Below are 5293 nucleotides of genomic sequence, written 5' to 3'. Positions count from 1 at the left end.
CTTATACATTGAGAGGCACGAAGATTTGTTATGATCTTCGTGCCTCTTTGATTTTGAACAGGGGGTGGCCACCCCCTGTTCAAGGTGCGGAATGTGGTTGAGCCCACTCGGGGCAAGACCTTTTACGGTCGTAAAAAAGCATAACCCTTCCGCACCACAGAGGCTTCGTCGAACCGCTGAGTGAGCTTTTACGCTCGTGTATAAGAAAGACAAAGCCAATGACTTATACCACGCGATCCATTGGGATCGACATATCAAAATCATCCTTTGACGTTTGCCTGCTGCCAGAAGGCGAAGCAGACACATTTACCAATAATACATCCGGCATTGCCAAATTCCTTTCGTGGGTTGCTGACAGGGAAGACATTGAACGGCTGATCCTGGAGCCTACAGGTGGCTATGAACGCATGGTCACAGATGCCTTGCTTGCAGCCGGGTTGCCGGTTGCCAAAGTTAATGCCCGATATATCCGTCAGTTTGCCCGGGCCAGTGGGCAATTGGCCAAAACCGACAAGGTGGATGCCTTTGTGCTAGCCGACTATGGCAGGCGCATGGAAACACGCCTTCTTGAACAACCTTCTGAACAGCAGCAGGAACTCTCAGACCTCGTAGTCCGATACAAACAGCTGTCCCACATGATTGTCCAGGAAAAGAACCGCCGGGAAAAGCTGCTGAACAAGGCAAGAGACTGGATCGAAGAGGCTCTGAATTTCCTGCTGGAACAGCGTCAAGCCGTTGTGGAAGCGATGGAGGAATGCCTGGAACAGGATGCAGCACTCAAGGCCAGGGCCAAAGTGTTGACTTCAATAAAGGGCATTGGATTGCGGACCGCCTGCTTCCTGCTGGCAGGCCTGCCGGAACTGGGTCATCTCGACAAAGGACAAATCGCCAAGCTCGTTGGTCTAGCCCCAATCAACCGGGATAGTGGTCTAATGCGCGGCAGGCGGACAATTACAGGAGGACGGAAACATGTGCGCGATGCTTTATATGTGGCGACACTCCCCGCCATTCGCTTCGATCCGGAAATGAAAGCTTTCTATCAACGCCTCAGGGAAAACGGGAAGCCCGGTAAAGTCGCTCTCATTGCAGTCACTAGAAAAATCCTCATTCGCGCAAACGCAAAAATGAGGGATCACTATGCAGCCGCGCTTGACACATAACACCGCTGCTTTTTCTTTGTGCCGCCCTTGATGCCCTAATCATCGTTGATGCCAAGGCCGCCGCCTGACACCATGGCACAAAAAACATCAGAGAATCGGCCCGAAGCTCGTGCAAAGGCCGTTTCCAGCTTGCATTTTACCCGGAATCGCGGTACATCGCGCCCGACTCATATGGGATCGCCCGTATGAGCAACTCCGCCCTTGCATCCCTGGAGGAAGTGGCGGTCGGCGTGGGGATGGTCCCCGCACCGTTATAGAGTTTGGAGAAATACCATGGCTGACATCGTCACCATCGTTGCTGAGCCGCGTGAGCGTGTAGGTAAGGGAGCCTCCCGTGCAACGCGTCGTGCTGGTCAAGTACCAGCTGTAATCTACGGCGACAACAAAGAACCTGAAGCAATTCAGATCCCTCAGAACGAAGTAATCCGTCTTCTCAACCGTGGCGGCTTCATGTCCCACACGTTCGACGTACAGGTTGGCAAGAAGAAGACCACCGTTCTGCCACGTGACCTGCAACTGCACCCAGTATCCGACATGCCGATGCACATCGACTTCCTGCGTCTGGGCAAAGGTGCTGTCGTGACGATGGAAATTCCGATCCATGTTGTTGGTGAAGAAGTATCCGTTGGCCTGAAGCGCGGCGGCGTGATCAACTACACCCGTCACGAGATCGAAGTGAATGTTCCAGCGAACGCGATCCCAGAGCACATCGAAGTTTCGGTTGCTGATCTGGACATCAACGACGCTGTGAAGATTTCCGACGTGAAGCTTCCAAAAGGCTGTGAGCCAACAATCACCGACCGTGACTTCACGATCTGTGCGATCGTTGCTCCGTCTGGCCTCAAGTCCTCTTCGAACGCTGCTGAAGAAGGCGAAGGCGAAGCGGAAGAAGCTGCTGCAGAAGAAGGCGGCGAAGAGTAAAACACATTGGGGCGCACACGCTGCGCCCTTTTATGCCGGAAGGGATATCCCATGCTTTTATTTGTCGGTCTTGGAAATCCAGGCGACAAATTCAAAGGCCACCGGCACAATGTTGGATTTATGGCGGTGGACGAGATTGTTCGCCGCCATAATTTTTTGCCTGAAAAAAGCCGCTGGCAGGCGCTGACAAGCGAGGGCCGGCTGGGGACGGAGAAGGTGATCGCGGTCAAGCCGCAAACCTTCATGAACCTCTCGGGCCAGGCCGTTGGTGAAGCCATGCGCTTCTTCAAGCTGACGCCCGCCGATGTGGTTGTCTTCTACGACGAGCTTGATCTCGCGTTCGGCAAGGTGAAGGTGAAAGTGGGTGGCGGCGCCGCGGGCCATAACGGCATCCGATCCATCACGCAGCATATCGGGCCAGATTTCACCCGCGTGCGCATCGGCATTGGCCACCCGGGCGATAAATCCCGCGTACACGGCCATGTGCTGGGCGATTTTGCCAAGGCAGAACAGGCTGAGCTTGAAAAGATACTGGACGCGATCGCGCGCGAAGCTGCCTGGCTGGCCCAGGGCGACAACCCGCGCTTCATGACGGAAGTTTCGCGCCACATCAACCCGCCCCGGCCGTCTACCGGCAAAGGGAAGCCGGAAGGTGAGGCAACTGGTGAAGATGAGAAGGCGGCGCGCAGCCCGGTGACCAGATCACTCGCGGCAAACCCCGCCAAACCAAAGAATAACGAAGGCCCCATGGCCGAAGCCCTTAGGGCGCTCAAGAAGGAAGACTGATATGGGTTTCAAGTGTGGCATTGTTGGCCTGCCGAACGTGGGCAAATCAACGCTCTTTAACGCGCTCACCAACACGGCAAATGCCGCGGCGGAAAACTACCCTTTCTGCACCATCGAGCCAAATGTGGGCCAGGTGCCGGTGCCGGATGACCGCCAGTACAAGCTGGCGGCGCTTGCGAACTCCAAGGAGATTATCCCGACCCAGCTGTCCTTCGTGGATATCGCGGGCCTCGTGCGCGGCGCGTCAAAAGGCGAAGGCCTTGGCAACCAGTTCCTGGCCAACATCCGCGAAACCGATGCCATCTGCCACGTGCTGCGCTGTTTTGAAGACGACGACATCACCCATGTTGATGGCCGCGTTGATCCGGTATCGGACGCCGAAACCATCGAGATGGAACTGATGCTGGCTGACCTCGACAGCCTTGAAGGCCGCATCCACGGCCTGGGCCGCAAGGTACGCGGCGGCGACAAGGAAGCAGTGCTGACCATGGCAATGATCGAACGCACGATCCCGCTCCTCAAGGAAGGCAAGCCAGCCCGCTTCGTTGAGCGCAACAGCCCGGACGAAGAACGCGCCTTCAAGGAACTTCAGCTCTTGACCTCGAAGCCGATCCTGTACATCTGCAACGTGGATGAAGACAGCGCGTCTGAGGGCAATGACTTCTCCCGCGCGGTAGAGGAAATGGCCGCCAAGAACGATGCTGGCTGCGTTGTGATCTCAGCCGCTGTGGAAGCAGAGATCGCGCAGCTCGACAGCGAAGAAGACAAGTCAGAGTTCTTGGAGACACTCGGCCTTGGCCAGACCGGCCTCGCCCGCGTGATCCGCGCAGGCTACGACCTGCTGGAACTGATCACCTACTTCACCGTGGGCCCCAAAGAATGCCGCGCCTGGACCATCACAAAGGGCACCAAAGCGCCTCAGGCCGCCGGTGTGATCCACACAGACTTTGAAAAAGGCTTCATCCGCGCCGAAACCACTGCCTATGACGATTTTGTCGGCTGTGGCGGCGAACAGGGTGCGAAAGACGCGGGCAAGATGCGCCTTGAGGGCAAGGAATATATCGTGCAGGACGGCGACGTACTGCACTTCCGCTTCGCGAACTAATCGCAGAACCAGTTGGGCTGGCAGTAATAGTAATGCTCAAGGCCCGGACCTTCCTGCCACCAATAGTAGACGTCATAGGCGAAGTAGGTCAGGAAAAACACGATCCAAAAAAGAAACACCAGCTTCAAAGGCTTCGCGATTGCGGGGCCTTATACATTGAGAGGCACGAAGATTTGTTATGATCTTCGTGCCTCTTTGATTTTGAACAGGGGGTGGCCACCCCCTGTTCAAGGTGCGGAATGTGGTTGAGCCCACTCGGGGCAAGACCTTTTACGGTCGTAAAAAAGCATAACCCTTCCGCACCACAGAGGCTTCGTCGAACCGCTGAGTGAGCTTTTACGCTCGTGTATAAGAAAGACAAAGCCAATGACTTATACCACGCGATCCATTGGGATCGACATATCAAAATCATCCTTTGACGTTTGCCTGCTGCCAGAAGGCGAAGCAGACACATTTACCAATAATACATCCGGCATTGCCAAATTCCTTTCGTGGGTTGCTGACAGGGAAGACATTGAACGGCTGATCCTGGAGCCTACAGGTGGCTATGAACGCATGGTCACAGATGCCTTGCTTGCAGCCGGGTTGCCGGTTGCCAAAGTTAATGCCCGATATATCCGTCAGTTTGCCCGGGCCAGTGGGCAATTGGCCAAAACCGACAAGGTGGATGCCTTTGTGCTAGCCGACTATGGCAGGCGCATGGAAACACGCCTTCTTGAACAACCTTCTGAACAGCAGCAGGAACTCTCAGACCTCGTAGTCCGATACAAACAGCTGTCCCACATGATTGTCCAGGAAAAGAACCGCCGGGAAAAGCTGCTGAACAAGGCAAGAGACTGGATCGAAGAGGCTCTGAATTTCCTGCTGGAACAGCGTCAAGCCGTTGTGGAAGCGATGGAGGAATGCCTGGAACAGGATGCAGCACTCAAGGCCAGGGCCAAAGTGTTGACTTCAATAAAGGGCATTGGATTGCGGACCGCCTGCTTCCTGCTGGCAGGCCTGCCGGAACTGGGTCATCTCGACAAAGGACAAATCGCCAAGCTCGTTGGTCTAGCCCCAATCAACCGGGATAGTGGTCTAATGCGCGGCAGGCGGACAATTACAGGAGGACGGAAACATGTGCGCGATGCTTTATATGTGGCGACACTCCCCGCCATTCGCTTCGATCCGGAAATGAAAGCTTTCTATCAACGCCTCAGGGAAAACGGGAAGCCCGGTAAAGTCGCTCTCATTGCAGTCACTAGAAAAATCCTCATTCGCGCAAACGCAAAAATGAGGGATCACTATGCAGCCGCGCTTGACACATAACACCGCTGCTTTT

General features: G+C 55.2%; 6 protein-coding genes. 5 read left to right on the top strand and 1 reads right to left on the bottom strand.

Annotated features, from left to right (window positions below; translation table 11 throughout):
* Nucleotides 1-218: 218 nt before the first annotated feature.
* From KORM41_RS04560 to ychF, 4 genes are all read left to right on the top strand, one after another.
* A complete protein-coding gene (locus tag KORM41_RS04560; protein ID WP_082719706.1) occupies nt 219-1160 on the top strand; it encodes an IS110 family RNA-guided transposase in 942 nt (313 codons plus the stop codon).
* Between the two features lie 273 nt (nt 1161-1433).
* The gene (locus KORM41_RS04555) at nt 1434-2081 is read left to right on the top strand and encodes a 50S ribosomal protein L25/general stress protein Ctc (protein WP_068145225.1); all 648 of its coding nucleotides are present in this window, start codon (nt 1434-1436) and stop codon (nt 2079-2081) included.
* A 51-nt stretch (nt 2082-2132) separates the two neighbouring features.
* Entirely contained in the window at nt 2133-2867 is a 735-nt protein-coding gene (gene pth, locus KORM41_RS04550; protein ID WP_068145220.1) for an aminoacyl-tRNA hydrolase, read from the top strand.
* Nucleotide 2868: 1 nt separating this feature from the next.
* Nucleotides 2869-3972, top strand: coding sequence for a redox-regulated ATPase YchF (gene ychF, locus KORM41_RS04545; RefSeq protein WP_068145217.1), 1104 nt, complete (start codon nt 2869-2871; stop codon nt 3970-3972).
* Here the strand turns inward: ychF and KORM41_RS22345 are convergent.
* On the bottom strand, nt 3969-4091 hold the full coding sequence (locus KORM41_RS22345) for a hypothetical protein (RefSeq protein WP_269448952.1): 123 nt from the start codon (nt 4089-4091) through the stop codon (nt 3969-3971). The two genes, ychF and KORM41_RS22345, sit on opposite strands and share 4 nt — an antisense overlap.
* A 247-nt stretch (nt 4092-4338) precedes the next feature.
* Here KORM41_RS22345 and KORM41_RS04540 point away from each other — a divergent pair, with 247 nt between their 5' ends.
* Nucleotides 4339-5280 carry an IS110 family RNA-guided transposase gene (locus KORM41_RS04540; protein WP_082719706.1) on the top strand — a complete coding sequence of 314 codons (942 nt, stop codon included), beginning with the start codon at nt 4339-4341 and terminating at the stop codon, nt 5278-5280.
* Nucleotides 5281-5293: the final 13 nt, after the last annotated feature.

It is taken from the genome of Kordiimonas lipolytica (genome assembly GCF_001550065.1).
The sequence above is the reverse complement of the archived record's forward strand: the minus strand, read 5'-3'. Positions and strand labels throughout refer to the sequence as shown.

What these genes read in the sequence shown, in the direction of transcription:
- KORM41_RS04560 (WP_082719706.1), top strand. Translation starts at nt 219, where the DNA reads ATGACTTATACCACGCGATCCATTGGGATCGACATATCAAAATCATCC.
- KORM41_RS04555 (WP_068145225.1), top strand. Translation starts at nt 1,434, where the DNA reads ATGGCTGACATCGTCACCATCGTTGCTGAGCCGCGTGAGCGTGTAGGT.
- pth (WP_068145220.1), top strand. Translation starts at nt 2,133, where the DNA reads ATGCTTTTATTTGTCGGTCTTGGAAATCCAGGCGACAAATTCAAAGGC.
- ychF (WP_068145217.1), top strand. Translation starts at nt 2,869, where the DNA reads ATGGGTTTCAAGTGTGGCATTGTTGGCCTGCCGAACGTGGGCAAATCA.
- KORM41_RS04540 (WP_082719706.1), top strand. Translation starts at nt 4,339, where the DNA reads ATGACTTATACCACGCGATCCATTGGGATCGACATATCAAAATCATCC.